Origin of the sequence: Simiduia sp. 21SJ11W-1 (genome assembly GCF_024138675.1) — a bacterium.
Taxonomy (GTDB): Bacteria; Pseudomonadota; Gammaproteobacteria; order Pseudomonadales; family Cellvibrionaceae; genus Simiduia.
Map to the genome: position 1 here is coordinate 1164304 of NZ_CP090959.1, position 25035 is coordinate 1189338.

Consider the following 25035-nt stretch of genomic DNA (forward strand, 5'->3'; position numbering starts at 1 on the left):
GGTTAATGAGCCGTTGGGTTCTGCTGTTTTGCAGTGAACGCCTTGGCCCGTTACTTATGTGTCGCAGACCATTGGCAAACGGTTCATATTTTTTTGCTGATGTTTCGCCTTGTCTCTATGGCCGCTGCAATCTTCCTTTTTGCACTGTCCCGGTTGTGAGTTCTACTTGTGAGTTCTACAGGGGTGCGTTACACAAGTCCCCTAAATCCGGGGTGCCCGTGGGCCAGAATTGGTTTACCTCTGGCGTCTGCATGCCTTCGTAAAGCGCCGTGGCGATGGCGGCGGCCACCAGCGGTGAGGCGAAAGAGGTGCCTGTTTGGTAGCGGCCTTGGCCGCGTTCGTTATACGTCCACACATCTTGCCCGGGCGCGCGCCAGAAAACCCTGTTGCCACCATTGGAAAGTGCCAGCAATCTTAATTGGTTATCGGTGGCACCCACGGCCTGCACTGCCGGGTAGGCCGCCGGATACATAGGGCGTTCAGCGCCACTGTTGCCCGCTGCAGCCACGAAGGTAACTTGTTTGGCGAGTTGGGTAATTGCTTGTGCCAGCAAGTCGCTGTGCTTGCCGCCAAAACTCATGTTGACCACCAAGGGCTTGAAGGCCGCGATTTTATCGAGGCCAATTAATAGCCAATCGGTGCGGGTTTCCATATTGCCGGTGGCGTCTTCGGCGAAAACATTCACGGCAAGCAGTTGCGCCTTGGGCAGCAGGCCCAGATCTTTGCCCACCATCAGCGTTGCCACACCGGTACCGTGCGGGTGGGGATCGGCGTCTTGTGCGGCCACGTGAACGCTTTGCACCCGGCCTTCAAAGACCGGCAACTGCGCGTTTACGGCGCTGTCTAGCAGAGCCAGACGGGGCGATTGGGGGCAGTGTGAGGGCAGCTGTGCGCCCAGTAACCGCTGTGCGTACTGGCGCTGTTCGCTGCGCTGTAACCGGTAGCGCTGATTGTTTTCTACCGGCCACTGGTTGGCAATTTGCGCTTTAACCGCCTCCAGATCCACTGAGTCGGGCACGCGGTAGGTGCTGAGCACCCAGCCAAGAGATGCCAGCGTGCGCCGGCTTTGAATGCGCAAGCCCCACTGGCCCAGGGCCCTTCGTTGTTGCTCGGCAATAGACATGTTTGGTGCCTGCAGTAGCAATTCTCGCAAGGGGGGCAGCCTGTCGTCGGGATTATCTTGCATCGGCTGTGGCCCCTGCGGCAGTGCAGCGCCCAGGAGGCTTGTACTGCGCACAATGGGGGCCGCTTCTCGAGGGCCGCTTTGGCGCGCAGCCGGTGGGCTGGGATGGGGTGCATCTGTTGCTGTGGCCTGTGGATTTGGTTGGCCTGTGGGGGCGCTATCACCCGGCCTTGCTGTCTTAGCAGTGGCGGCTGGTTGTTGATGGGTTGGTGCTGTTCGTTGCGCGGCAGTATTGGCCGCGCTTTCGGGTGTCGTATCGGGTGTCGTATTGGGCGTTGTATGAGATGTTGTATCGGGCTTTGCAGCAGGTGCGGTAGCAGACGCTCTACCCGGTATTGTTCCTGGCGCTGTTTTGGGCGTTGTTGCGGGCGGCGTATCCGGCGCAGTGCCAGTGGCCGTTGGTGGTGAATTTTTTATTGGCGCTCGCTGTGTGTTTTGCGTTGTATTTTCCGCAGTATTTGGCGTTGTACCGGAATTAGAACCGGAAGTAGAACCTGAAGTTGTACCTGAAGCTGCCTCTCGGGTTGGATCGCCCGTTGTAGTTTGTGCAGCATCGTCATTGGCGCCGGGGGCAGTTGCGCGCGTGGCTGTCAGCTGGGTGGCGGGCTTCTGGGGCGCTGTGCCCGGCACCCTTGCCGGGCCCTGTGATGTGCTGGTTGCCTCTGGTCGCGCGCTGGTAGCTGCAGTGCTTGCCGTGGGCATGGCCGTGCCTGTGGAAAAAGTGCTGGGCCTTGTTGTTGAGGTGAGTGTTGTTGTGGGTATTGTTGCGGATGTAGTAGTGGGTGTAGTTGATGTAGGTGTAGTTGATGTAGGTGTAGTTGATGTAGGTGTAGTTGAAGATGATGCTGTGGCTTCCGGTGTGCTTGCCGGGGCACTGGTGCCCGGCTCTGGCGTTTGTGCACTGGTGAGGTTTGCCGCCAAGAGCAGCGGCAAAACAAGCCACAGAGCGGCCATACATTTCATGGCAGCTCTGCCTCAATGGCGGCGTGCACCACGCCGGGCATTTCACCCAGTGCAGATTCAACTTGGCTGCGGTCGGTGTAGCCTGGCTGCGCTTTGGCAATAAAAATCCGCAAGATGCCAATGCTGCTTGGGCCATCAACAATGCGCGCATGGTGTTGTGTGAGCGTGGCGGCCAGATCTTCCCAGCGCAGGTTCGCGTCCAGCTCCAGCTGAATAAGCCAGCCATTGCTGAGTGCACCCGCTTGGCCTGCTGCAAGCAAGGTGAAATCAGGTGCCGGTGCTGGCCGTGCGAGAATAATAAACTGCACACACAGTACCAAGGCCGCGGCACTCGCCATTGCAGGGCGCCACCATTGAGGTTGCGCTTTGGGTGTGTTGAGTTCGCGTTTTAAGCGTGCCCAGCCGAGGTCTGATGCCTGGGCCTGGCCTTGGTGTTTTATTTGCTGTTGGATAGCGCGCAGCGCCGCCAGTTCTGCACGCGCTTGTTCCGATTGTGCAAGCCAGGCATCCACGCGTTGCTTTTCTGCCTCAGTCAAACTGCCGTTCACATACCAGGGCAATAGTTCGGATAAATCTTCAGTGTTCATATTGAACGTCCTTAGGCTAAATTACGTCTCATGCCTTGGTCGGTTTCATACCGCCCGGGGTTCATTGGTTTGCCAAGCAGCGCATCAGCAGATTTTTTGCTTGCATCATTCGCGTTTTTACCGTGCCTGTTGGAATTTGCATGACCTCTGCAATTTCCGTGTAGGGCATCTCTTCAAAAAAGGCGAGCCAAACCACCTCTTTGAGTTTTGCTTTTAATGCATCAACACAGGTGCGCACACTGGCGGCATCTTGCGAAGCGCTGGCGGCAGCAAATAAATCGCAATCGCAACTGAGATCTTCGTGCAGGCTGATGTCTTCCTGATCCTCATGGCGACGCTTGGCGCGCAGCGCATCAATGGCTTTAAAGCGCGCCATGCTAAACAACCAGGTGCGCACACGGGCCTCGCCCTGAAAGCTGGCGCCTTTGTGCCACACCTCTAGCATCACGGTGTTGATCACTTCTGCAATGTCGGCGGGGTTGTGCAGCGTGCGTTGTAGAAACGCCGACAGGGCGCCAGCATGCCGGCGATAGAAACGCTCCATGGCTTGTTGGTCGCCCTTGACGATGGCGGCTAATAGCAGTTCGTCTGAATCCGACACAGCCTTACTCCGGTTGATAGACAAATGCGTAATCGGCGCTGGCTGCGAGCATTTTACCAGCACTGTTGTGGGCGGTAATGCGCCACAGGTAGCGTTGGCCCGGGTTCAGTTTGCTGCGCACCAATTCTGACAGGGGCGATTGGGTTACCGAGTTTGGCAGCACCATACCCACCACAAATTGTGGCTCGCCTGACTGGCCCACCGTTGGCGTGGCACTTGTGATGGGCGCCTGATGATGCAGCGCAAAAATTTGCAATTGATATACGGCGGCGCCAGTGACCGTGGGCCAACGAAAGGGCGTTTGCGCGCTTACCGCTTGTTGGCTGGGCGAGAGCCCGGTCAATGCCAGTAAGCCCTGTTGCGCCTGCACTTGGTAGCCTGCATCTATCACCCACTCCTGCACCGGGCATTGGGGATCTGTGGCAACCTCTTCGGTGATCAGGTTTCTGTTGGTCACGCAAAAACGCAGCAGGTATTTACCGGCCCGCTGTGTGGGCAGCGCTGGGCTTTCCAGCTGAATGCGTTGTGTGCCCGTTACCTGACGCCGCACAAGGGCCAGAGTTTTAAACAGCGGCAGCGCTTCGGTGCTGCCGGGTTCGGCCAGCTGCCAGCGGCCTTCAAGCAAGCCTGAACCGCTGTAGCTGACGGTAAGCTGTGCTGTGAGCGCCTCGTTTTCTTTCACCAGTGCCAGGTCGTTACCTGTATCAAAGGCCAGTTGTAGCCCCCGCACCTGCAACTCACCCGGGGAGCCTGTGCGCGCGGCGTCGAGCGCGCTGCGATTAACCAGCAAGGTCATGTAGGCGCGGGTATTGCCGCCGCCAATGGGGTCGGAGAACACCCGCTCAATCACCAGGCGCGAGCTGTTGCTGGCGAGCAGTGTTTGCATTAAATCGGTGCCGAGCGCGAGCGTTTCGCTAAATAAAAACGGCCCGCTGCCGGGCGCACTTAGCACGCCGCCTAAGTTTGCCACCAGCGCGCCATTGGCGGGGTTTACAATGCGCGCGCTCGTTGAAACTACGCCGTTGGTGTGGCCGCTGCCGGTACTGACTTGCCAGCTGAGTTGTACGGAATTTTCTTGGCTGGCATACACCTGCCGCTGCATGGGTGAAACCCGCGCGGCGGTGAAATTGCCCTGCACGGGAATGATCAACAGGTGCGAGGCCTGTACGTTATCGCCGGTACCACTGTCGGTAAAGGTGCGATCAATACGTACCTGGCTGATATTTTGCGATTGCCAGCTGCGTACCTGGGCGCTGCTGATCATCAAATTTTCAGACAAATTATAGGGTGCCGCACCGGTGCCGTTCAGGGTGCTGCCCAGGGTGCCAAGCACTTGGCCTGTGGCGGGGTTCACCAATTGCCCCGGCGCGCTGGAGACGCCTGCCGTGTAGGTGGGGGTGGCGGTTACCTGCCAGGTGATGGGCAATAAATTGTTATTCACGGCATTGAGTGTGGATTGGGCGGGCGTGACGCCGGCGGCACTGATGCTGCCACGGGCAGGCACGTTAAGTGTCAGCGTGCCCACCACCTGGCGGCCAATGCCGTCTGAAAAAATGCGACGCGCCTCAATTTGGGTAACGCCCGCACTTTGCCAGCTCACCACTTGTGCCGCACTAATGCTCAGGGTTTCAGTGAAATTAAACGGGCCGCTGCCGGCTTGGTTCAAAGTGCCGCCGAAACTTCCGAGCACATTGAGCGTGGTGGCATCCAGCAGTTGCCCGGGGTTGGAATTGGCGCCACTGCTGTGGGATGCATCTGCTGCTACCGTCCAGTTAACAACCAGTGCATTGTTGTTGGCGGTGTTGAGGGTTGCACTGCCGGGCGACACGCTAACGCCCGTGAGCAGGGCAGCGGCGGGCATGGCCCAGGCCACGAGGGCGAAACACAAAATGTGCGAGATACGTTTCATCATGGTTACAAGTCTCCTGCCGACCATGCCAGTTCAATACCTGCATGGGCCGACCATTGTTCCTGGGCCCAGGCAAAGGCGCGGTTGTCTTGCCGCCCGTAGCTGCCACGCAAATACACATTGACGCCGGGCGTGTTGCCCTTGGCTGCCAGTGCCATCCAGGTGAGCTGCCCGTTGCCGAAATGGCTTAAAAAGTCGTCTTCAATAAACGCCGGATTCGCAAGCTCGCTGCGGTCTGCGCCGTAGTTGTAATTCAAACTCAGTACCAGCTTTTCGGGGATCAATTGCAGCAGGGTATCAATACCCAGGTTGCGGTTGTAATAGGTATCCCCGAGGTCTGTTTGGGTTTGTCGGTTGAACTGCGTAAAAAGGTTCACATTGGCGCGGGTTGAGGGCATCCAGCTCATGTTCAGGCCGAGCATGCGGTTTTCCATGTCGGAGCCTGGTTGGTAGATGTCGTAGCCGTTAAGCGATACGGCTTCGGAGCGGTCGTCGAACCGGGTGCTGGCCCACTGCAGGCCCCAGCTCCAGGTTGATTGGCTGAAGTTCACACTGACGCTTTGCTCGTGGGTGAGGTTGTCCAGATCAAAGCCCACGGTCTGTGCGTTGCTGTCTGGTTGGCTGTGTTGGGTTTCGCTAATGTACAGCGTTGCCGAGGGCGCGCCGAGCACCGCCAATGCGCTGCCGGGCTCGAGCATGGGTACATAATTGACGGTGAGCATTTGGCGCGCGAGAGTTTGGGTGGGCAGTGCGGGATCATCGGCCTGGTTATTTTGCTCGCTCGACCACTCGAAATTGAGGTTGATACTCTGGCGCCCCAGCTGCGTGACCAACCTGTTTAACGCCACATCGCCGGGCAGGGTGAGGTTGCCCAGGCTGTAAAATTGCGCCCCCACTTTTTGGTGTTGTAGCGTTGCCGTCCAATAATCCAGCGGGCCAGTGGGCAGTGCGCCAGATTGCAGGCGGGCCAGCAATTGCAGCGCGGAATCTTGCTCGGCATCGGCGCCGAGATCGATGCCATCGCTATCAAAGCGCGACTCGGCGTACTCTGCATGCAGCCAGATAGATTGCTCCATCAAATAGGAATCGAGGCCCAGATTCCAGCTGTCGCCGCCGTAAACAACCGGGTCGCCCGGCGCATATACCCCGGCGCCGCCGAGCTGGGTTTTACCATCCACATACCCGAGCTTTAGCATCAGTGCATCGCCGGCCAAGTGGGTGTTCAGTGTGGCGCCTTGTCCACGCAGTGTTTGGCCTGGCAGCACCAGTGCCTCATCTACGCGCGTGCTCGGTTCGCTATTGACCTTAAACAAGCGCAGCTCGGTGCTCTGGCTGGCATTGCCAATGCGCACTTCGGCGCCGCGCCGCTGAAACATGGAAAACAACAAGTCTTGCTGTTCAATGCGCACATTGCCCACCATGGCACCGGCGCTGAGTGTTGCGCCTTGGTGGCGGGCCTCAATGCGGTAACTGGGTAGCGCCCATTCTGTGCCGGTGTTGTTGCCCAGGTTTTCGCTGGTGCTGTCGTAGAGGGCGTCCAACTCCACTGTGAGGCTCAGGTTGTCTTGCAGTTGTGCCGCGCGCAGTGCCCAGCCGCCTTGGCTCGCCAGATGGCGGGCGGCTTGGTAGTCGTCGGGTTCTGATGCGTCTAGCCGGTAGCTGCTGTCGAGTGACAGCTGGCTGCTCCACTGGCCACTTGGCTCACTGGGGGCGGTAATGGTGAGGACTTGATCCAGCAGGCTTTGGATATCGCCATTGGGCGCGAAGGCCAATACCTGCAGTTCGTAGTCACCGGGTGCCAGCGCCATATCCAGGCGCAGTTGCAGTTGCCCATCAGCGATAGTTGCAAACGGGGTGACGTCGTAACCGCCCAATTCCACCGCCAGGCTGGATTCGGGTGAGGGCAGTTGAGGCAAATTCAAAGCCAGCTGAGTGGTGTTTGCTGCCTGCCCGTTGACGGCTGCCAATGAAAGGCAAAGTGCCAGCAATAGCCGGCGAAAGTGTGAGTGTTTCATGCAATTCCCCTTGCGTGAACGAGTGCTTGAGCACCCGCTCGCCCCTGTAATTCCGTGTTCTAAAACCTTTGGCGTGACTGCCAAGTCAGTGGCTGGGCGTGAATATTATACTGATGTTCCAATTATGCAAGTTGGGCGCTGAGGCCGCGTCGATCCACAGGTTTCTCTTTAAGAGCGCCGGAGCCCTGCACGCCGGTTTGACGGCGGGCAGGGCTGCGTAAAACCTTCAACACTAGAAGGAGCAAACGGCTTCGTTTTGATCGCCGGTGGCTTGGCCGCCCTGGCTTTCACACAAGTACATAAACAAGTTACAGGTTGAGTTTTCGCCGTTGTACGAGCAGCAAACGCCACCGGCACAGTCGGCAATTTCATACTTGGGCATAGACTGGGGCGCCGCTACCTGATTGGCGCCACTGGGCGTAGCCGGTTTTGCACCGGGAATGGGGCGCCCGCTGCGGTGGTGCTGCATGAGCAGGCGGTCGAAGTCCCGTGCTTTCAGTACGCGCTTTGCACTTTGTGGTGCTGCCCGCATGGGCGTTGCGCGTGGTGCCGGGGTTGCCTGTGCCTTTTGAATGGCGGGCAACAGCAAGCCCTTGGCCTGGTTGCACTCGGGTGAAACAACTTTGCTATCTGCGGGTGTCGGGCAGGGTTTGGCGACTTGGCGATCGGTGTTGTCGGCCAGTGCCAAATTGGCGCCGCAGGTAAATAGGGCCGCGATAAAAAGTGAACGCATAAACATGATCTTTATCTCCTTGTGAATGATCGGGTCGCACGGTTCTGTGCGCCGTTGTGAGTAGGTCGCAGGTGCGCCTTCAATGGTTCATTTTTTCTTGTTAATTCACCGATCACGATGCAACTACGGCAACAGCCATCAATATCTATGGGCGTTATTGCTCGAAAAGCCGGTAGCAGCCATTTTAGGGCTTATGGCCTGAGTTGATATGGGCAATAGGAAATAAGCAGGGCTGCACTTATCAGGATTTAAAATTAACCCGAGGTGGTGCGGTGGGCGTACCTGACAAAACTTAAGAAAGTATGAGGGGGCCGTGGCGGCTGTGAGCAGTGCCGGTTTTAAAGGCGATAGTAGGTGGTAGTAGGCGTTAGAAGGCGCCAACACCTTGGGTGTTGGCGCCTGTTTGCGAGCTGCTGGCCGGGCTTTGCCTGATTACTTGAGCACGGTTACGTGGCCGCGGTGCTCGCACTTTTTACCCTTGTGTTCACCGGTGGTTACTTTGCCACCCACGCAGCTGGATTTCTCTATCAGCTTGGGTGTTGCTTTATCGATGGGTTTGGCGATGCTTACGGGCTTGTGTTGGCGCTTACCGGTGGCCAGGCCGCTGGCGGCGTCTCGGCTCGGGCTGCCGATCCAGCGTGCGCGCCCTTGTTTCACTTCAAGTAATTGCCCGTCTTCACGTAAAAAGTAGCCGTTGCCCAAGCGCGATTCCTGGCCGGGTGCGGCATTCAGCGTGGGCCGGGTGGCGGCCAGCCTGTCGAAGCCCTGGTTGGCTTCGGCAACAGCCTTGGCTTCGCCGTCGATGCCATCAAATTTAATATAGGCTGCCGCATCACAAAATTGTGGGAGCAGAATAAACAGCAGTGGAATGATGAATTTCATGGTACGCCTCCTGGCGATGTGTGGGTGTTATGGCTTTGTCGTGGCAAGTGCGGTGGCGGTTCAAAAATATTTTATATTGTTTGGCAAGTATCAGCGTAACGTATCAATGTATTCGGCAATAGCATCTTCATGCTTGCTGATCAGTTGCAGCAGGCCGAAGTCGTCGAGCTGTTGGTATTTCTGTGGCAGGTTTTGAAAGGCCGGCAGCGCGCGTAGGGGTGGCAGGTCGTCGGCGTGGGAAAAAATCACCAGCGAGTGATAGAGCGCAAGGTTGATGATTTCAAGCGCGCTGATGCTTGGCGCCTGCGGCATCGACCAATTGCCGGCGTTGCGAATCATGTCTATATACACCTCATCGAGCTGCCACTTCTTGATCAGAATTAACCCCAGGGACTTACTGTAACTTTTGCAGAGCGCTATGTAGTCCTCTTGGGTGGGCTCCATGGGTTTGTCGTTAAAGGCCGAAAGCACCGCCAGTGTGCCGATTTCACTTAAAAAGCAGCCGGTAACCGGCTGAAATGTGGGTTTGAATTGGGTGGCCTGGGTGAGCAGTATGCAGATGGCGGTTTTTACGGCCTGGCGCTGCCAGCTCAGTATAAACAGCCGCTTGAGGCCTGCGCTTTTCATCACAAACAGGCTTTTGACACTGTGCGACATCACGATTTGGTCGATGATTTCCCGGCCCAGCAGGCGCACGGCGTCGTTTAATGTTTTGGCTTGCGCCACGGTTTTGTAGATGGCCGAGTTGGCGGTTTTCATGATCAGCGCGGCAAGGCTTGGGTCTTGCATGAGCAGGTTTGCCAGCTGGTTGTGGCTGGTGAGCGGGTTGGCAAGGGCCTTGCGGATGCGCAGGGTAATGGCGGGCAGGCTCGGCAGTTGCTCTTCGCCTTTCATCACCTGTTGGATGACATTGCTGTAAATGGCAAATTCGGGGTTGTTAGCCGGCATGGGTGAGAAGCTGTCCCTGGTTGCGTTATGCGCCACGCGTGGGCTGCGTGCACATTGAGCTTAGCAGAAACAACACAGCCGGCAGGGTGCCGGCTGTGAGGGTGTTACGGTGGGTGCTTAGGCTTAGTTGAGGCCGCGGCGCTCCAGCAGTGGCTCGATGTTAGGCTCGGCGCCACGGAAGGTTTTGAATACGCTCATGGCATCTTCACTGCCACCGCGCGACAGCAATGTCTTGCGGAAGTGATCGCCGTTTTCACGCTTCAAACCACCGTTTTCCTTAAACCACTCTACGGTATCGGCATCCAGTACTTCGCTCCAGATGTAGGCGTAGTAGCCGGCGGAGTAGCCGCCCATGATGTGGGAGAAGTAGGTGGAGCGGTAGCGCGGTGGCACGGCATTAACCTTGGCGCCTGCTTTTTCCAGCGCTGCGGCTTCGAAGTCTGTGACTTTTTCGGCGGCAGGCACCTGATCGGCGGTGAGCTGGTGCCAGGCTTGATCAATCAATGAGGCTGCCAGGTATTCGGTAGTGGCGTGGCCCTGATTGAACTTCTCGGTGGCCAGTACTTTATCAAGCAACGCTTTTGGCATGGCTTCGCCGGTTTTGTAGTGCTTGGCATAGTTCGCCAGTACTTCAGGCCAGTTGGCCCACATTTCGTTCACCTGCGAGGGGTACTCTACGAAGTCGCGCGGAACCGAAGTGCCGGCGAAGTAGGGGTACTGCACATCAGAGAACATGCCGTGCAAAGCGTGGCCGAACTCGTGGAACATGGTGTTCACTTCATCGTAAGTGAGCAATGTGGGCTCACCCGCCGGTGGCTTGGGGATGTTCTGGTGGTTGGCAACCACAGGCTGGTGGCCCATGAGGTTGTTTTGGGCAACGTAGGCGTTCATCCAGGCGCCACCACGCTTGGAACTGCGCGCGTAGGGGTCGAACAAAAACAGTGCCAGGGTGCTGCCATCTTCTTCAAAAACTTCGAAAATGCGCACATCCGGGTGGTATACGGGCAGGTCTTTGCGCTCTTTGAAGGTGATGCCGTAGAGCTTGGTGGCGGCAAAGAACACGCCGTTTTGCAATACGTTATCCAGTTCGAAGTAGGGCTTTAGCTGGTCGCCATCGAAGTTGTAGCGTTGGGCGCGCACCTTTTCGGTGTAGAAGGCCCAGTCGCCGGCTGCTACTTTAAACTTGCCGCCTTCGGCATCTACCATCTTTTGCAGATCGGCCTGCTCGCGTTTGGCGTTGGCAACGGCTTTTGGCGTCAGGGTGGCCAGGCGCTTGTTCACGGCTTCAGTGGTTTGCGCGGTTTGGGTTTCCAGGCTGTAGGCCGCGTGGTTGGGGTAGCCCAACAATTTGGCGCGTTCGGCGCGCAGTTTTACCACTTCTGCCAACACGGCGCGGTTGTCGAATTCACCGCCCTTTGAGCCGCGGGCCAAAGAGGCGGCCATAATGCGCTGGCGCACGTCGCGGTTGGTGAGTGAAGACAACGGCGGCTGGCCCGAGGTGTTCTTCAAGGTGATCACATACTTGCCTTCCAGGCCGCGTTCTTTGGCTTCTTCGGCAGCGCCGGCAATGGCGGCCTCAGACAAGCCATCAAGCTCCGCTGCGGTATCTACCACTACGGCCGATGCGTTTACTTCCTTCAGCACGTTTTGGCTGAATTTGGTGGAGAGGCTCGCCAGTTTGCTGTTGTAATCTTTCAGCTTTTCTTTATCGGCGTCAGACAAGTTGGCACCGGCACGTACGAAATCGCGGTAGTAGATTTCTACCAGACGCAGCGACTCTGGGTCGAGGTTTAGTTGGGTGCGCTTGTCGTAGATGGCCTTCACGCGCTTAAACAGGGTGTTGTTCAGCAAGATGGCATCGTTGTGGGCCGAAAGCTTGGGCGCGATGTCTGAGCGGATGGCTTCCAGTGTGTCGTTGGTGTTGGCCGAGGTCATGGCGAAAAACACATTGGCAACGCGCGTGAGGATGGCGCCTGCGCGCTCCATGGCAACCAGGGTGTTTTCGAAAGTGGGCGCCTCTTGGTTGTTGGCAATGGCCTCAATTTCCGCCAGGTGATCTGCCATGCCGCGCTCGAAAGCGGGGGCGTAGTGGCTGTCTTTAATTTGATCGAAAGGCGGCAGCTTGAAGTAGAGCGCGCTTTCTTTAAAAAACGGGTTGCTGGCCTCGGCAGTGGCTGGGGCGGCAGTGGTGCTTTGCGCCTCTGTTGTGGCACTGGCTTGGGTGGCGTCTTCTTTGCCGCAACCGGTGGCCAATACCGCGATGGCCGTAGCCAATAGCAGGGGAGAGCGGGAAATCATCGTTGAATCCTCTTCTGTCTTATTGTGTGGCGTACCCGGTAGATGGCCGGGTACACGGGTGACTATAGGACGGCTGGCAGCCGCAAAGCCCCAATAAATGACGGGGCGTTCATCGTGCTCAAGCCTCACATTGCCTTATTTACGCGGCAACTGTGACTGTAAAAACCGCAACTGATTGCCGCCCATCACTTTTGCAATGGTGCCAGGCGGCAGGTCTTCGGCCATCAGCGCCTGGGTAATGAGCACCAACTGGCTTGTGTCTATGCGGGTGGCAACGGCGCCATCAAAGTCAGACCCAAGGGCCACCGCATCCTCACCCAAAAGTGCCACGGCTGCGGCAATGGCGCGGGCAATACCCGTTGGGGAGTCGTCGCAAATGGCACCCGCCCAATAGCCAATGCCAATCAAGCCACCTTTGTTGGCGATGGCCTGCATGAGTGTATCGGGAATATTGCGGCGGCTATTGCAGTGGCCGTGGGTGCCTGTGTGGCTCACGATCAACGGCGTGCTTGAAAGCGAGAGTGTATCGCGCACCACCGCCGGTGAGGAGTGGGATACGTCAATCATGATGCCGAGCCTGTTCATTTCAAGCACCGCCTGGCGGCCAAAATCCGTAAGGCCTGCATTGCTTGCGCCATGTAGCGAGCCACCCAAGGCGTTATCAAAAAAGTGCTGCAGGCTCATCATGCGAAAACCGGCATCGTAGAGCACCTGAATATTGCCGATTTCACCATCGAGCGCGTGCGAGCCTTCAGTGCCGAGCATGGCGCCCACCACAGGCTCACCGGCTGCACGGCGTTGAAGTAGCTGGACAAGTTCTGCCTGATTGCGCACCAGCATGGCCTGGCCGGGTGCCTGGGCCACAAAGGTGTGCAGCTTTTCTGCCTGGTAGAGTGCGCGCGCTGTAAGGCTTTGCCAGGTGTCTTGCGGCCAGCGCTGGGCCAAGGCCAGCAGGGTGACGTTATCGCGGGCATCGGCGTGATTTTGGTGGTAGTTAAGCCCGGCGGGCGTTTTGGTTACCACGGTAAACATCTGCAGTGCCACATTGCCCGCGTGCAGGCGCGGGAAGTCTACATGGCCACGCCCGGCGTGCTCCGTGAGATCGCGCTGCCAAAGCAGCGAATCTGCGTGTAAATCGGCAATAAATAGCTGCTCGTGTAAGGCCTTGGCTTCATCGCTTAGCATGCTTGCAGTAGCACTTAATGGCAGCACCTTATTCATGCTGCGCTCGGCAAGCCCGGGGCCAATGGAAAGCGCCAGGGCTACCGCGGTAATAAGGATGATGATCAGGCCTGTGAGCGAGTACTTAATGATTGCGCGCCGTGAATGAGCCATGGGGTTCCTGTATTTATTGTTGTGTTGGTGGTAATGGCCACATCTTACCTTATGAAAATAGACACGCCAGTATTGTGGCTTGCAATCTGTTTACCGGCCGGGGGCAACCCTTGCGCCTTGCCCTTCTAAAGTTTGTGGCTGAAGACTATGATTGCTGGCAGTTTCTTCTATTACTATTCCAAGGCAATAACATTGAGAATATTTTTTGGCTGGTTGGCCCTTTGCTTTCCGCTAGTTATCTGGTTTTTTAATGCATTCACAAGCATAACTGCAAGATGGCACTTCGCTGAGCACCATCGCTTTTTTGATTTGCTTGCTGACGTGGGAAGTTTGGTTGTTTTTTCACTGGGCTTGGTGCTTTTACTGAAGCGTGAAGACGTGTTAAAAGCGATTGCACTGGTGGCTGTTATTTTTACCGGAATCCAATTTTGGATATGGCAAAGCACACCAGAAAGGTCGCTGGCAACGCTAGAGCTGCCGTCCGGTGTGGTTGCTGCAATCGCTGTGAATAGAGAAGATTTTACCGTTGAAGGTGCTGTTGATCTGATTTTATATCGCCCCTATTGGGGGGTGTTTATCGAACCTGTGGCAACACTTGCCCGAGTGGACTATGTGTTTGAGTGCCGTTTGACACAGCCCAGGCCAGGAGTAGTGCTGCTGGAGCTTGAATTGCTGGATCACCAACAAAAGCAGTTGTTGGTCAGCATCCCCGATTTGTAGCACCCCCGGCCGATAGGCGGCCACCGCAAATCATTCCACGGTATTACCATTTAAAAGTTGCATACCTCTTGCGCTGCCCTTTATTACCTTCTAAACTTTCAGAAAATATTGAAAGTTTAGAAGGCGATCCTATGACCAAAGCCCAGCTTCACGATTGCGTACTGCATTTTGGCGAGATGGCCAGCCGTTGGGGGTTTAATCGGTCTGTGGGGCAGGTGCTGGCGTTGGTGGTGTTCAGCGAGGCGCCCCTATGCGCGGATGACATCAGCGAAGCGCTGGGAATTTCGCGGGGCAATGTCAGCATGGCAGCCAAAGAGCTGCAAAGTTGGCGGTTAATTCGCGTGGTACGCAGCCCAGGTGATCGCAAGGATTACTACGGCCCCAACGGCAGTTTGTGGGATATGGCGCAACAGGTGCTCAGTGAGCGTCGCAAACGTGAGGTAGACCCAACCTTAAGCCTGTTGCGTGGGCAACTCATGCTGCAAGACGATCAAGCTCCCAGCTACGCAACCCAACGCATGCAGGAAATTCACGATTTACTCGAACTCTTTACCCGCTGGTTGGATGATGTGCAGCGCTTGAAGCCTGCGCAATTGCAGGCGCTGTTAAAGCTTGGTGCAGGCGTGGGCCGGGTGCTGGAGCTAAAAGACAAGGTGTTTCGCTAGCTTGTGGTTCACAAGAGAATAATGTCGCTTCATAAAATTGGTGCAGTCATTTGTGCGCCGGCGGCCGGTTAGGCCTGCATCTCTACCTAACTGGAGGCACCGTGGAATCCGAACTGCTCAATACGCTTACCTTATCGCGCATACAGTTTGCGCTGAATATCAGCTTTCATATTCTTTTTCCCGCCATCACCATTGCCCTTGCCTGGTTGTTGTTTTATTTCAAATTACGCTACCAGCTGAGTGGCCACCCGGTGTGGATGCGCATTTACCGGTTTTGGGTAAAGTTGTTTGCACTGACCTTCGCCTTGGGCGTAGTCACGGGCATTACCATGAGCTTCCAGTTTGGTACCAACTGGCCTGGCTTTATGGAAACCGTGGGCAATATTGCCGGGCCGCTGTTGGGCTATGAAGTGCTCACGGCTTTTTTTCTGGAAGCCACCTTTCTTGGCATTATGCTCTTCGGTATTCATCGAGTGCCGACATGGCTGCATACTTTGGCCACTTTATTGGTAGCCGTGGGTACAAGCCTGTCAGCGTTTTGGATAATTGCGCTCAACTCCTGGATGCAAACGCCTGCAGGCTATGCAATGGAACAGGGAGTGGCTGTGCCCCTTGATTGGTGGGAAATTATTTTTAACCCCTCAATGCCCTATCGGCTCACGCATGTGTTGCTGGCATCAGGCTTAACCGCATGTTTCTTTGTGGCGGGAGTTTCAGCCTATCGGCTGCGCCACGGTGATGTTAAACAGGCGCCCCGCAAAGCCCTGCGCGTGGCATTGGTTGCCGCGGCGTTGCTTGCGCCGTTGCAAATGTTTGTAGGTGATTTACATGGCTTGAATACCCTCGCACATCAGCCGCAAAAAATTGCTGCCATGGAAGGTATTTGGCATACGGAAAAAGGCGCACCGCTGTTGTTATTTGCCTGGCCGGATGAAGCCACACAAACCAATCACTTAAGCTTGGGGGTGCCAAAGCTTGCGAGCCTCATTCTTACGCATAACCCGAACGGTGAATTGAAGGGGCTCAGTAGCTTTAGCGAGCGCCCGCCGGTAAAGCCTGTATTTTTTGGCTTTCGCATTATGGTTGCAGTGGGTGTGCTAATGCTGTTGGTGGCTTGGGCGGGCGTATGGTTCGGGCGGGGGGCGCGCACTTTACCTGGTTGGCTTACGGGCAGCCTGGTGGCGATGACATTCTCAGGTTGGGTGGCCACCTTGGCGGGTTGGTACGTTACCGAAATTGGCCGCCAGCCGTGGCTTGTAAGCGGTGTGTTAAAAACCGCAGATGCTGTAACAACGATTGCGCCTGCCAATGTGAGCCTTTCACTTAGCGTGTATGGGCTGGTGTATGCAGGGCTATTGGTTGCCTATGTGCACACGGTATTTTACATGGCACGTAAAGCGGTGGCCGTTGAAGAATATGAAACTGATGATACAGCAACGCCTGTGCAAATTACGCGGGCAGAAGGAGTGAGCGCATGATTATGGATATCTCAACACTGGCGCTGGTATTTTGGGGGCTCTTGGGTGTGGCGGTATTTATGTATGCACTGCTCGATGGTTACGATTTGGGCGTAGGTATGTTGCTCTCTGGCACAGAGGCTGAGCGCGATCGTATGGTGGCCTCCATTGGCCCATTTTGGGATGCCAATGAAACTTGGCTGGTGTTGGCCGTGGGTATTTTACTTATTGCGTTTCCCAGCGCGCACAGCGTGATTTTGCGCGAGCTGTATTTGCCGGCCTTGGCGTTATTGGTGGGGCTGATACTGCGCGGCGTGTCCTTTGATTTTCGGGCTAAAGCCATCTCGCCGTTACGCCCTTTGTGGGATCACTGTTTTCGCATTGGCTCGGCCCTGGCGGCCCTGGCCCAAGGCTATATGCTTGGCCGCTTTGTGGCCGGATTTGAAAGTGGCTTGTTAGCGCAAGCTTTTGCTATGTTAAGCGCATTGTGTGTGGCTGCTGCGTATCTTTACATTGGCAGTGCCTGGTTAATTATGAAAACTGAAGGCGCCATTTTACAACGGGCTTTGCGCTGGTTGCGGCTTTCGGGCGCGCTAACATTGCTGGGGCTGGTATTTATTAGCGCATTTAATTTGGTGGTGCGCCCAGAGGTGGCTGAGCGTTGGCTGGAGGGCTATGCCATGGTGCTGCTTGTTTTGCTGCCCTTGCTGGGTATGGGGTGCCTTTGGTTTGTTGAATCAGCGTTGGCAGTTCTGCAGATTACACCTGAGTGCCACAAGAGTTCACGCAAGCCGTTTATTGGTGTGGTGGGGCTTTTTTTGCTGGCGTTTATTGCCCTGGGCTACAGCTATTTTCCATATGTTATTCCAGGGAAAATGCTGGCTGTTGATGCCGCAAGCCATGGGGCATCTCTGCAATTTATCTTGTGGGGCGTGGTGATCGTGCTCCCCATGATTATCGTCTACACGGTGTTTTCCTATCGTGTGTTTTGGGGCAAGAGCGAGGACTTACGTTACTATTAACTCGGCTGCCTGTGTGGCAGAGCCAAACCTCTAGCATGGCCTACTGCCACTCTTCCCTAGTTGTTAAATGCCGCTGCACTAGGCCGAGCGAGAAAGGATCGCGCTAGATCAACCAGTTGCTGCACCGTAAAGGTTGCGGCCAAAGTGCACACCATGGCCAAAAGTGTTTGGGTGCTGTTGAGTGTTTTATAACCCACCAGCGCCATGCCCCAGCAAATAAGCGTCCATTGAATGATGTAAAGGCTCGTAACCCGGCGGCTGCAATAGCTCAACAAGCGGGTAAAGGTTGTGGGTTTATTTAGCAGCGTGTGAATGGCCCACAGCAATAGCAAATTGATGCCCAACAAGTAAAACACGCCGCCCGGCCCCAGGTGGAAGAAATCGCCAAAGTGGTAGCTAAAGTTTGTGTAGCACAGTGCGCCGCCAATAATTAGCAGTGGCACAGCAACCCATGGCAGGCGCGCAAGTATGTTGGCGTCTTGGCCTCGTTCACTTATGAGCCTGCCTAAAAACATGCCAAACAATATGAAACTCATCCAGGGGAATGCTGGAAAATACACCTGCCAGCTATCGGAAAACAGCAACCGCAACAGGTAGTCCAGGCCTGTAATACCCAGTTGCATACCTGCAAAAACTTTTGCACATGCAGCCATCATTAAACCCAGCATCACGATGTATCGCTTCTTTGTGAGCAGCGGCTGGGCCAGTGCCAATAGCAATAAGGCAACGCCCGCCAACTGCAAGATATCACCGGTAAAAAGCAGGTACTGGTATTGCGTAAAGGTGAGTGGTGCCTGCCAGCCGTAGGCCTGAATAAATGCATGTGGCATAACACCCATGGCAATGGGCAGTACAAATTTCAGGCTGTTGAGCATAAAGCCCAGTGCAAGTATGAATAGCCCGCGCAGGGCGCGGTAGCTGGCCGACTGGTTGCGCGCGAGCACAAGTGATACGCCCATGCAAATCAAAAATGCAGCGCTGCCCTTGCCGATGATGTGCACCAATGTGCCTAGCCACGATCGGGTTTGGGTGCTGTGATCTGCATACATCCAAAGTGTGTGCACCAGCACCATGAGTAAAACCGCCAGGCCCCGGCCGGAATCTATGGCGTGAATGCGCGCGGGCGTGTGCGTTTGCATTGAGGTTGGCTTGGGCGTGAATATTGATTTTGTAACAGGTGCAGTCGGTGTCATTAAAGGCATCCCTTCGGCGGTATAAACGTTAGGTGACTGGGCATCAAAAGCCTCAGCCGTGGATCAGTGCGATGTAGGCAAGGGCTTTATGCCTTTACAGCGGCATAATCATTTTGTTTAACCCTTTCACTAATGCCCTTGGCCTTTGCAGCAGTTTGATCAAGCGGGCAGCTGGCGCAGGCGTTGACGCTTACCAGAAAATCTTTGCAGCAGGCGCGACGCGTTAATGTACCGGTGAGTAATGGTTTATTTGAGGGCTGCGACCTATGCAGATTTTGTGAAAAATCTGAGCTGGAATCTGGCGCTTGCCAGTAGCTTAAGGGGTTGCCCTTGCGATCAATTAGCCCCGCGCCCAGGCACCAACGGCGGCCGGTTTGGGCTAGCCAATAGTCGCCAAGCCCCTTGGCCTCGGCGAAGGCCTTCAGGCCAAATATAATGGTGTCGGCAACAAGGCCTCGGCTATTGGGTTGGCTAATTTTTGGAAAATTTTGGATCATTATTTCAGGCTTTAAATCTGGCTTAGGGCACGAGGCGTAAGGCCTGATAGTTCTGGCCAGTACTGACTCTGGGTACCCTGCTTGATGATGTTGTGCTTGTTGGTAGTTGTTAAATGCTTGCAGTAACTGCTCAATAAATGGCGCGAAGGACGCGGCAGTAAGCGCCAGTGCGCTGCAATTTGGCCCCATTGAAACTTTGCTCTTTATCGCAGGTGTAGCGCTGCTGGGCGCGCTTGCCAGTATGCAAAGGCGACCGTCCGCCGCGCGTGTTATCGTCAAGTGGCTAATGGGCAGTGCACGGCCCAGCCCGTGCACTGCCGCAATGCAAAGGTACACGGGCTGCCAGATCATTTGCCGCCAAACAGCGGTAGGCCAGTAGTCGGGTCGCGTGTTTGGGGCGTGTGTTTTTACTTGCGCAAACATTGCATCCAGCAGGCAAGCCACTTGCGCTTGCCTACCTTCAACAACATGGCTCAGGCTCAGCTGTTGTGTTGATGGTGCCGGGTTTGCCATCAATTGCAGGCTGCTGTGCATGGCCTGTGCAACACGGTTTAGCTGGCTGTGCCAATACACCTGTGTGGGGCTTGCGTGCTTGTGCAAATGGCAGCTTTGATGCTGGTTCATGGGCGGTCAGGCCGGAACTTTCGCACTGGCTTTCTTCGCGAAATGGTTCGACGCTACGCTTCTGGCATCTCTTTCGTTACTAGGTTGCCTGCGAAATGCACTCAAAGGATTGGCCAGGCGTCCGTGCAGCGTGAGGCTTTCGGCCGGGTTTTCCAGGTTCACCATTTGCAAGTTGTTTTTCAGTTGCAGCCGGTTCAAACACGACAGTGAAAAATCCTTGGCAAACATATCATAGCGTTCAAAGCGCGGTGCCAGTGCCGGGTGATCGTCTTGGTATTGGTATGCGCAATCAGCTACCAGTTGCCAGAAGTCCCCGTGGGTGAGTTCGGTATGCTCGTCTACTGTGGCGGCCAAGAACCGGAAATAGCAATCGAACACGTCGGTAAAGATAGCCAGCAGTTCCATCTCTTCTGGCAGGTCGATGGCAATGCGCGCTACGGCCTCCGGTAAATTCATGTGGCTGTTTTGCAGGCAAATTTCTTCGCCAATATCTTTCATAAACACGCCCACAGGCCTGTGATTTTCCAATACCAGAATGAGGTTTTCGCCGTGTGGCATGAACACCAGTTTGTATTGGTAAAAGCAGTGTAAAAGCGGCGTGAGGTAGACGCGCAGGTAGTCGGCAAGCCAGGCGTGGGTGCTAAAGCCCGAGGCTTTAATGAGTGCAGGCAGCAAGGCTTGATTGTGCTCATCCACGTGCAACAGGGCCGCCATGGTCATCAGGCGCTGGTTTGGTGCAAGCCGCGTGGTGGGGTTTTCCCGCCAGAGGGCTGCCAGCATGCGGCGGTAGGGGTTGTCGCCCACCAACGCACGATCGTAATAGGGCAGCTCATAGCCCACAGAGGCCACTTCGCGCAGTATGTCGAAGCCGAGTGATTGCAGGTAGTGATCGGCATCTACCAGCTCGCGCAGCCACTGATTAATGGCCGGGGTGGCGCGCATGTAGTAGGCAGATAAGCCGCGCATAAAGCCCATGTTCAGTATCGAAAGTGCCGTTTTTACATAGCGTTTATGTGGCTGGCTGGCATTGAAAAAGGTGCGTATGGATTGCTGGGCGAAGTAGGCATCGTCACCGTAACCCAGCATGATTAAATTACCGTTGGCAAGTTCCGGCGCGTAGACGCTGGCAAGTTTGTTAAACCACTGCCAGGGGTGTACGGGCATAAGCCAATAGTCATCGGGGTTGAGGTTTTTTGCGCGCAGCTGGTTGTTGAATTGTTCACGGGTGCTGAGATCCAGTTCCTGCTCAAAAAGTGTGGTGGCATCTAAATCTGGTGTGCAGGCGAAGTGCGTGCGCGATTTGTGCGCTGCCAGCCACAGCAATGTAATGGGGGCGCCCGCTTCCGGTGCGAAGGCGCGGTAGTCTGCGGCATCGAAACCGATACGGCCATTGTTGGCAATAAAGCAGGGGTGGCCCTCGGTCATGGCAGACTCGATGGTTTGAAAATCTGCGAGCGCCAGATCATTTGCGTTCATATGGGGCCTGTGCAGTTTGTAGGCGGCGCTGCACAGGGTGCTGGTAATTTCTTCGAGATAAATGGGAAAGCGTTCTTTGGCAATGTTCAGATAGCCGCGAATCTCCAGAATAAAGGCAACTGCATCCAGCGGCTGGGGTTCATCGTCAATAAAACGGCTGATAGAGGCAGCCTCAATGTGCCAGTGATCCAGTGATAAGCGTCGCGCTTGAAAGCGGTATTGCACCCTGGGTTGTGTATTTGTTGCATCAAGTGGTGCGCTCTTTGGGTGAGCGCTTGTTGAGGTGTTACCCGCTGAACTATTAATTTGCGAGGGCGTAAGCTGGTACCAGTGTAGATGTTCAGGGTGGATTTCTTCTTCGCTGGCGGCTTTTGTGTTGTTAGCAGATATAGGTTCAGGCTTAAGTATGCGTTCGTGTGAAAGCTCCGACAGCGCCTTGCGGATAAGATTGCGGTTTACCACAGCCCAGATTTCCGGCGTCAATGATTCGGCTGCAAGCGCTGGCGTGCCCACCAAGGCCTGCGGCCCATGGGCAGGCGTTGCAGCCTTGTGCGCCAACACCTCGGGTGCTGCAATGCGCTCGGCTACCGTGAGTGAGGCTGCAAACTGTGCGCGGGTGCAGTGGGCGAGGTAGGCGGTTTTCTCGCCCAGTTGAATGCGCTGGCTGTGGAAAAACCCCACGCGTTTGTTGAGCGCGTGTATTTTTTCATTGCGAACATCCGGTTCTACCACCACGCGCTGGATGGCGGCATCGGAAAACAAAAATTCCATCACGCTTTGCATTGCCGCCAGAGAAAACCCGTGTTCAGGTGTGCTGGCCGGTGCCAGTAGCAGGTGCATGCCGATGTCGGAGGCTTCGGGTGTGTAGCAATCGGCAATCGGATCTTGTTCAACGCGGTAGCGCTCCATCAAAAATCGCGTGGTGCCATACTTGCAGTTTTCGTCGCAGCCTAAAAACACGGCGCGGCCAGGTTCTGCCAACATAGCCTGATAACTGGCCTGCACCTGAGCCTCAGAAAAGTGCTGCATGCCCCAGTAGCTGGCATAGGGTTGGCTTACCCAGCTGTGAATCAGTTTACTGTCGGATTCGGGATTAAGCGGGCGAAAACTGAAGCGACGGTGCTGATTGCTGCCGCCCTTGTTTGTGCGGGGCTGGCGGGCATTATTTTGGTTTGGCAAAGGTATAGGATTCATATCGGCCTCCTGCTTGGATTATTCGGGTTCGTTCGCGGTTATAGGGAGCTGGCGTGGGGGCCTGCTTCAGGTAATTGGGGTGATGCCCTGGTGCTCGGGCTTGTAGAGGTTGCGCCCAAGGCTTGTGGGCAGGGCTTAGTGGTTTGAAACTCGCCAGCAAACAGCCCATAAAACAGCAAAAGTGCGATTGCAAAGCCCATGAACGCCGCACCAAAGGTGTACACCAGGCCCAGTGAATCCACGATTAAGCCCACGCTCACGCTCGCGCCAATAACGCCCAGGTTTTGAAAAAAGTGCACCTTGCTGAAGTCGGCTGCGTATTGTTCAGGCTGGCTGCGTTCAAACAGAATCACCTCCAAGCGCACCATGAATTGGTAGAGCCCATAGCCGAACAAGCAGCGGCCAATCACTATCAGGTAGGCCTCGCCGCTGCCCTGTAGCACCAAGCCCACCATGGCCACCAGTGTGCCAAGAAGTATTTTTTGAAAATGTTTGTGCGCGCCTTGGAAAAAATGCCCATAGGCGAGGCAGCCGAGCGCGATCCAGGCGGGAATACTGTAAACCAACGCACTCAGCAGCTTGTGATCGATACCGCTGATGCCTTCCCAGTAGAGCGAGAAGTAGGGGCGCGCCAAAAATGCGCTGAAGTAAAATACTGTAGAAACCAGGCACACCTTGAGCACCCAAGCGTTAAAGCCTAAGCGCTGGTAGATACGGGCAGGTAGATTTTGGGCGCCCGCTGTAGCGCGAGCTTCGGGTAGTGCGCAAGCAGCAGGTTTGCGCCACGATAATTTAAGGCGCGCAATCAACCACAGGCAAATCAGTACCTGCACTGCATCGGCGGCGGCCATCACGTAGTACACCGATTGTGCGGCAAAGTATTGAATTATCCAGCCACCCAGCAAGGCGCCACCAATGGCGCCAAAGTGCACCAGCACTGAAAACAAGCCGGCCACATTCAGGTGTTGATCTTTTTCTTCCAGGCGCAGCACATAGGGGTAGATCAACAAGTAGCTGGCCTTAAACACCAACATCAATTGCGAAGCAATCCAAAAGCCCACAAGTGATTCGGTTTGCGCGCAGTAAAGGCCAAGGCCGCCGGCGGCAATTTGGGTAACTACCCACAGGTGCACTTCATCCACCCGGCGGGCCAGGCGCGCCCACAGGGGAAAGGCCGTCATCACCGTAAAACAGCAGGCAGCGATATAGGCACCCACATGAGCGGCGGATGTTTCGGAAAATGCTTCGGCAAAAAATTGCGGGTAAAAAGGCAGTAGTAGAGTGTCTGCAACAACAGAGATGAGCGTCAGTGCAATGAGTGTGTATTTTAAGGGCATCAGGCGCGCACCTCACAGCCTGGCTGTGCATAGGTAAAACTACGGACACCTTCGGAATTGGCTGCAAACGTTTGAAAGGCGATGCGCTCTTCAATGGGGTAGGGCGCGTAACCCAGGATTTCCCGCAGGATGCAGCTATTACGGTAGCAGGCCATGCCTAAATCCGGCGCGGCAAAGCCGTGGCTGTGCAGCTCGGCGTTTTGCACAAACAGGGTTTTGCGATCGTCAATACTGTAGTGGCGATCTACCGCAAAGCGCCCCGGTGCCTCCCAGTTAATCAGATTTTGAATACCGTGAATAAACTCCGGTAAGCGGTATTTGTAGCCGGTGGCCATCACCACAAACTGGGTGTCTATCTCAAAGGTTTGTTCTTGTTCTTGCTGCAAAAACCTGAGCTTTAACGCACCGGGCAGATCTTGCACCTGTTGCAGTGATGCATTGGTGGTAATGCGTGCATCCAGAGGGCCATTTAATTGTTTGATATACATCAAGTCGTAAATGGCATTGATCAGCTCGCTGTTGATGCCTTTGTAAAGCCCGTGCTGTTGCGTGAGCAGCTTGGCGCGGGTTGGCGCCGGAAGATTGTAGAAGTAATCCACATAGTCGGGCGAGGTCATCTCCAGGGTGATTTTGGTGTACTCCAGGGGGAAGATACGCGGCGAGCGGGTGATCCAATTGAGTTGGTAGCCTTTGCTGTCTATGTCTTGCAGCAGGTCGTAGAAAATTTCAGCCGCGCTTTGGCCGCTGCCCACCAGAGTAATACTGCGCTGCTTTTGCAATTCGTGTTTTTTAAACAGGTAGTCCTGGCTGTGAATAACGCGCTCTCGAGCACGGGCACAGGGGGCGGGCAGGTTGGCCACGGGGCCTGTACCGAATACTAATCTGCGAGCGAAATACACCGTGCTTTTTTGGCTGATGGGATGTTGCGCCTGCACCCGGTAACACTGGTGTTGGTCATCCCAGGTGATTTCCTCTGCCTCTTGGTTGTACACCACGTTGTTCAATTGCGTGGCGGCCCACTGGCAGTATTGATTGAACTCGCGGCGCATCAGGAAAAAGTTTTCCCGTATGTAGAACGCGTACAGGCGGCCTTGTTGCTTGATGTAATTCAGAAAACTCAGCGGGTGGGTTGGGTCTGCCATGGTCACCAAATCAGCCATAAACGGTGTTTGCAGGTGGGCGGCTTCCAGCATCAGGCCTGGGTGCCAACTGAACTCCGGCTTGCGCTCCAAAAACAGGCAGTCCAACTCGGTAAGGGTGGATGACAAACAGGCCAATCCCAAATTAAAGGGCCCGAGCCCAATTCCGATGACGTCATACACGTGTGGCTGCATGTTTTTACCTCCTGTCTGTAACGGCCGTGAGTGACGGCGTTGGCATGATGCTGGTGTGCAGG

Annotated in this window: 20 protein-coding genes; 4 read left to right on the plus strand and 16 right to left on the minus strand. The window is 55.5% G+C overall.

The window, feature by feature from the left end; translation table 11 throughout:
- Nucleotides 1-175: 175 nt before the first annotated feature.
- The 11 genes from L1F30_RS05215 to L1F30_RS05265 form a co-directional block, all read right to left on the minus strand.
- On the minus strand, nucleotides 176-1186 hold the full coding sequence (locus L1F30_RS05215) for a S8 family serine peptidase (RefSeq protein ID WP_253360290.1): 1011 nt from the start codon (nucleotides 1184-1186) through the stop codon (nucleotides 176-178).
- 553 nt (nucleotides 1187-1739) lie between these two features.
- The gene (locus L1F30_RS05220; RefSeq protein WP_253360292.1) at nucleotides 1740-2126 is read right to left on the minus strand and encodes a hypothetical protein; all 387 of its coding nucleotides are present in this window, start codon (nucleotides 2124-2126) and stop codon (nucleotides 1740-1742) included.
- Nucleotides 2127-2142: 16 nt separating this feature from the next.
- Entirely contained in the window at nucleotides 2143-2733 is a 591-nt protein-coding gene (locus L1F30_RS05225; RefSeq protein ID WP_253360294.1) for a hypothetical protein, read from the minus strand.
- A gap of 61 nt (nucleotides 2734-2794) precedes the next feature.
- Nucleotides 2795-3334, minus strand: coding sequence for an RNA polymerase sigma factor (locus tag L1F30_RS05230; protein ID WP_253360296.1), 540 nt, complete (start codon nucleotides 3332-3334; stop codon nucleotides 2795-2797).
- 4 nt (nucleotides 3335-3338) lie between these two features.
- Complete coding sequence (locus L1F30_RS05235; protein WP_253360298.1) at nucleotides 3339-5246, minus strand: hypothetical protein; 1908 nt, start codon at nucleotides 5244-5246, stop codon at nucleotides 3339-3341.
- A gap of 2 nt (nucleotides 5247-5248) precedes the next feature.
- Nucleotides 5249-7258, minus strand: a complete 2010-nt coding sequence (locus tag L1F30_RS05240) for a hypothetical protein (RefSeq protein WP_253360299.1) — start codon at nucleotides 7256-7258, stop codon at nucleotides 5249-5251.
- A 232-nt stretch (nucleotides 7259-7490) separates the two neighbouring features.
- Entirely contained in the window at nucleotides 7491-7997 is a 507-nt protein-coding gene (locus tag L1F30_RS05245) for a hypothetical protein (protein WP_253360301.1), read from the minus strand.
- Between the two features lie 426 nt (nucleotides 7998-8423).
- Nucleotides 8424-8873: a type VI secretion system tube protein Hcp gene (locus L1F30_RS05250; protein WP_253360302.1), complete on the minus strand. Its 450-nt coding sequence runs from the start codon at nucleotides 8871-8873 to the stop codon at nucleotides 8424-8426.
- Nucleotides 8874-8963: 90 nt separating this feature from the next.
- Nucleotides 8964-9821, minus strand: coding sequence for an HDOD domain-containing protein (locus L1F30_RS05255; RefSeq protein ID WP_253360304.1), 858 nt, complete (start codon nucleotides 9819-9821; stop codon nucleotides 8964-8966).
- A gap of 123 nt (nucleotides 9822-9944) precedes the next feature.
- Nucleotides 9945-12119 (minus strand): M3 family metallopeptidase, encoded by a 2175-nt coding sequence (locus L1F30_RS05260; RefSeq protein ID WP_253360306.1) that lies wholly within the window; start codon nucleotides 12117-12119, stop codon nucleotides 9945-9947.
- A 135-nt stretch (nucleotides 12120-12254) separates the two neighbouring features.
- On the minus strand, nucleotides 12255-13454 hold the full coding sequence (locus L1F30_RS05265; RefSeq protein ID WP_253360308.1) for a dipeptidase: 1200 nt from the start codon (nucleotides 13452-13454) through the stop codon (nucleotides 12255-12257).
- A gap of 147 nt (nucleotides 13455-13601) precedes the next feature.
- Here L1F30_RS05265 and L1F30_RS05270 point away from each other — a divergent pair, with 147 nt between their 5' ends.
- The 4 genes from L1F30_RS05270 (at nucleotide 13602) to L1F30_RS05285 (ending at nucleotide 17318) form a co-directional block, all read left to right on the plus strand.
- Nucleotides 13602-14174, plus strand: a complete 573-nt coding sequence (locus L1F30_RS05270; protein WP_253360310.1) for a hypothetical protein — start codon at nucleotides 13602-13604, stop codon at nucleotides 14172-14174.
- 131 nt (nucleotides 14175-14305) lie between these two features.
- Nucleotides 14306-14839 (plus strand): GbsR/MarR family transcriptional regulator, encoded by a 534-nt coding sequence (locus L1F30_RS05275; protein WP_253360312.1) that lies wholly within the window; start codon nucleotides 14306-14308, stop codon nucleotides 14837-14839.
- Nucleotides 14840-14952: 113 nt separating this feature from the next.
- Nucleotides 14953-16317 (plus strand): cytochrome ubiquinol oxidase subunit I, encoded by a 1365-nt coding sequence (locus tag L1F30_RS05280; RefSeq protein WP_253361750.1) that lies wholly within the window; start codon nucleotides 14953-14955, stop codon nucleotides 16315-16317.
- Nucleotides 16314-17318, plus strand: coding sequence for a cytochrome d ubiquinol oxidase subunit II (locus tag L1F30_RS05285; protein WP_253360315.1), 1005 nt, complete (start codon nucleotides 16314-16316; stop codon nucleotides 17316-17318). Before L1F30_RS05280 ends, L1F30_RS05285 begins: the two co-directional genes overlap by 4 nt.
- Before the next feature lie 56 nt (nucleotides 17319-17374).
- Here the strand turns inward: L1F30_RS05285 and L1F30_RS05290 are convergent, their stop codons facing one another.
- The 5 genes from L1F30_RS05290 to L1F30_RS05310 form a co-directional block, all read right to left on the minus strand.
- Nucleotides 17375-18457: a heparan-alpha-glucosaminide N-acetyltransferase domain-containing protein gene (locus tag L1F30_RS05290; RefSeq protein WP_253360316.1), complete on the minus strand. Its 1083-nt coding sequence runs from the start codon at nucleotides 18455-18457 to the stop codon at nucleotides 17375-17377.
- Between the two features lie 140 nt (nucleotides 18458-18597).
- Nucleotides 18598-19008, minus strand: coding sequence for a hypothetical protein (locus L1F30_RS05295; protein ID WP_253360318.1), 411 nt, complete (start codon nucleotides 19006-19008; stop codon nucleotides 18598-18600).
- A 630-nt stretch (nucleotides 19009-19638) separates the two neighbouring features.
- A complete protein-coding gene (locus tag L1F30_RS05300; protein WP_253360319.1) occupies nucleotides 19639-22302 on the minus strand; it encodes a GNAT family N-acetyltransferase in 2664 nt (887 codons plus the stop codon).
- A gap of 38 nt (nucleotides 22303-22340) precedes the next feature.
- On the minus strand, nucleotides 22341-23639 hold the full coding sequence (locus L1F30_RS05305; RefSeq protein WP_253360321.1) for an MFS transporter: 1299 nt from the start codon (nucleotides 23637-23639) through the stop codon (nucleotides 22341-22343).
- Nucleotides 23639-24973, minus strand: coding sequence for a lysine N(6)-hydroxylase/L-ornithine N(5)-oxygenase family protein (locus tag L1F30_RS05310; protein WP_253360323.1), 1335 nt, complete (start codon nucleotides 24971-24973; stop codon nucleotides 23639-23641). The genes L1F30_RS05305 and L1F30_RS05310 overlap by 1 nt, the downstream gene beginning before the upstream one ends.
- Nucleotides 24974-25035: the final 62 nt, after the last annotated feature.

Coding starts and splice junctions, on each gene's coding strand:
- L1F30_RS05250 (WP_253360302.1), bottom strand. CDS start 8,873: ATGAAATTCATCATTCCACTGCTGTTTATTCTGCTCCCACAATTTTGT.
- L1F30_RS05310 (WP_253360323.1), bottom strand. CDS start 24,973: ATGCAGCCACACGTGTATGACGTCATCGGAATTGGGCTCGGGCCCTTT.
- L1F30_RS05240 (WP_253360299.1), bottom strand. CDS start 7,258: ATGAAACACTCACACTTTCGCCGGCTATTGCTGGCACTTTGCCTTTCA.
- L1F30_RS05275 (WP_253360312.1), top strand. CDS start 14,306: ATGACCAAAGCCCAGCTTCACGATTGCGTACTGCATTTTGGCGAGATG.
- L1F30_RS05260 (WP_253360306.1), bottom strand. CDS start 12,119: ATGATTTCCCGCTCTCCCCTGCTATTGGCTACGGCCATCGCGGTATTG.
- L1F30_RS05290 (WP_253360316.1), bottom strand. CDS start 18,457: ATGCAAACGCACACGCCCGCGCGCATTCACGCCATAGATTCCGGCCGG.
- L1F30_RS05265 (WP_253360308.1), bottom strand. CDS start 13,454: ATGGCTCATTCACGGCGCGCAATCATTAAGTACTCGCTCACAGGCCTG.
- L1F30_RS05270 (WP_253360310.1), top strand. CDS start 13,602: ATGATTGCTGGCAGTTTCTTCTATTACTATTCCAAGGCAATAACATTG.
- L1F30_RS05295 (WP_253360318.1), bottom strand. CDS start 19,008: ATGATCCAAAATTTTCCAAAAATTAGCCAACCCAATAGCCGAGGCCTT.
- L1F30_RS05300 (WP_253360319.1), bottom strand. CDS start 22,302: ATGAATCCTATACCTTTGCCAAACCAAAATAATGCCCGCCAGCCCCGC.
- L1F30_RS05225 (WP_253360294.1), bottom strand. CDS start 2,733: ATGAACACTGAAGATTTATCCGAACTATTGCCCTGGTATGTGAACGGC.
- L1F30_RS05255 (WP_253360304.1), bottom strand. CDS start 9,821: ATGCCGGCTAACAACCCCGAATTTGCCATTTACAGCAATGTCATCCAA.
- L1F30_RS05285 (WP_253360315.1), top strand. CDS start 16,314: ATGATTATGGATATCTCAACACTGGCGCTGGTATTTTGGGGGCTCTTG.
- L1F30_RS05235 (WP_253360298.1), bottom strand. CDS start 5,246: ATGATGAAACGTATCTCGCACATTTTGTGTTTCGCCCTCGTGGCCTGG.
- L1F30_RS05305 (WP_253360321.1), bottom strand. CDS start 23,639: ATGCCCTTAAAATACACACTCATTGCACTGACGCTCATCTCTGTTGTT.
- L1F30_RS05245 (WP_253360301.1), bottom strand. CDS start 7,997: ATGTTTATGCGTTCACTTTTTATCGCGGCCCTATTTACCTGCGGCGCC.
- L1F30_RS05215 (WP_253360290.1), bottom strand. CDS start 1,186: ATGCAAGATAATCCCGACGACAGGCTGCCCCCCTTGCGAGAATTGCTA.